Origin of the sequence: Rhizobium giardinii bv. giardinii H152 (genome assembly GCF_000379605.1) — a bacterium.
Taxonomy (GTDB): Bacteria; Pseudomonadota; Alphaproteobacteria; order Rhizobiales; family Rhizobiaceae; genus Pararhizobium; species Pararhizobium giardinii.
In genome coordinates this window covers 1-1955 of sequence record NZ_KB902726.1, presented here as the reverse complement: position 1 = coordinate 1955, position 1955 = coordinate 1, and the positions used below count along the sequence as shown (strand labels likewise).

General features: G+C 56.2%; 2 protein-coding genes and 1 pseudogene. 1 reads left to right on the top strand and 2 read right to left on the bottom strand.

What is annotated here, in order from left to right; all coding sequences use genetic code 11:
- Positions 1 to 195 (top strand): annotated as a pseudogene (locus A3AY_RS40925) (M24 family metallopeptidase); the annotation flags it as partial.
- Positions 196 to 524: 329 nt separating this feature from the next.
- Here the strand turns inward: A3AY_RS40925 and A3AY_RS0130075 are convergent.
- Both A3AY_RS0130075 and tnpC read right to left on the bottom strand, forming a co-directional pair.
- Positions 525 to 884, bottom strand: a complete 360-nt coding sequence (locus A3AY_RS0130075; protein WP_018329385.1) for a hypothetical protein — start codon at positions 882 to 884, stop codon at positions 525 to 527.
- 25 nt (positions 885 to 909) lie between these two features.
- A partial coding sequence (gene tnpC / locus A3AY_RS0130070) for an IS66 family transposase (protein ID WP_018329384.1) occupies positions 910 to 1955 on the bottom strand: 1046 nt, incomplete at its 5' end.

Sequence of the window (1955 nt, the reverse complement as noted above, 5' to 3'; positions counted from 1 at the left end):
ATTGACTGGACTGAACCGACAGCGAGCTTCAAGGTTGGAGATCCCACTATCTTGAAGCCGAACATGACATTTCACCTCATGCTGGGCAACTGGATCGACGAAGATCTTGGTTACGTCATAAGTGAAACACTTCGCGTTACGGAGTCAGGCGTNGAAACATTCAGCATCCTACCCCGAGAGATCTTCCAAATATAACTAATTTTCGGGCCACAAACGCGCAAGCATCCGCGATCGGTGCAAACAAGAGGTGTTGCCCTAGCCCTCGCGACCAGGGCACATCATTGCTGGGCTGAAGCAGTTCTTGACCTGCGAACGGTGTCAATCTTTGCCTCGCGCGCCACTTGGAGGCCGCGAAGTCCCAGTGCGGGTGATTTTTCAGCCTGCTGAAGAGGCTGAGCCCCTCGGCGAACGGACAGTTGCAGAAGAGGGTATGCTTGTCGGGTTCGATGCCGCGGTCGGTTTATATGTTGTTTGTTCGGGTAAAGCGTAAGCGATGTTCTCGCGCCACGCTCTCGTACCTGGGATCACTTGTTGCAGGTGACGTTGTCGTCGATAGCGTTGAACACGACATCCCCATAATATGTTGACTTCGCCCACAGGGCGAACGTCTCTTCGGATTTCGATTTCTTCGCCTTGTCGATCTGTGTAGCGCCTGAGCTAAATAACTCCTGGAGCGTTGTTTTGTGCTGGCATGCCCACCACAAATGATCTCTGACTCCTTTGAGATAGTCCACGACCGACCTTTTTCCGATCAAGGATTGGGGCGTGCCGCCTTCGACCGCATCGATATAGGCCTCCACCGTGATCCTATCGGAATCCTGGGCATTGGCCGATGAACAAGCGAAGATCAGTAGTAGAAGTGAGGCAAACATCGTCTGTTTCATTGTTTTTCTCTAGTTCGTGCGGTTCTCAAGCTAACGCTCTGATATCGAGTTTTGCGGCATAGGCCCAAGGCAACAGATCGTCGATCTGGCTGTTGGGATGACCATTGACGATCCTGGTCAGAATGTCGGTCAAATAGCCGAGCGGTTCCACGCCATTGAGCTTGGCGGTTTCGATAAGCGACGCGATGGTTGCCCAGTGTCCGGCTCCAGCGTCTGAGCCTGCGAAGAGCGCGTTCTTTCGATTGAGGGCGATGGGTCGGATGGATCGTTCAACAGTGTTGGAGTCGATCTCAATCCGGCCATCGTCGATGAAACGGGTCAGCCCATCCCAGCGCGAGAGGCTATAGCGGATCGCTTCTGCAAGCTTTGTCTTCTGACTGATGAGGCTGAGTTGCTCTCGAAGCCAGGGTGCAAGGCTGTCGGTGATCGGGCGGCTCTTTTCCTGACGGGTGGCGCTGCGCTGTTCGTGCGTCCGGTAGCGTATCTCATCTTCGATCTTGTAGAGTTCTGCAATGCGCAGCAAGGCCTCGCTGGCAATGGGTGCCGGACCGGCTGCTGCCAGTTCATAGAAGCGCCGGCGGACATGTGACCAGCAGAATGCTAGCGACACGGTGTTCCTGGCGGCCAGCGGGCGATAGCCGCTGTATCCGTCCACTTGGAGAACACCGACGAAGCCTTCGAGATGGGCCATCGGTCGCTCGGCTTTGCGATCCGGTGCATAGACATAGACGACACCGGGCGGATCGGCTCCCTGCCATGGCCTGTCGTCGCGGGCATAGGCCCAGAGCTGCCCGGTCTTGGTCTTGCCCCGTCCCGGATCGAGCACGGGTGCTGTCGTCTCGTCGGCAAAGAGCTTTGATGATGTTTTCAACACATCGAGCAGTCGCTGATGGACCGGCCGTAGATGCCAGGCGGCGCGACCGACCCAATCGGCAAGCGTCGAGCGGTCGAGATCGATCCCTTGCCGCTTGTAGATTTGCGCCTGTCGATAGAGGGGCAAGTGATCAGCGTATTTGGAGACCAGCACCTGGGCGACGGTTGCTTCCGTTGGAATGCCACCTTCGATCAGCC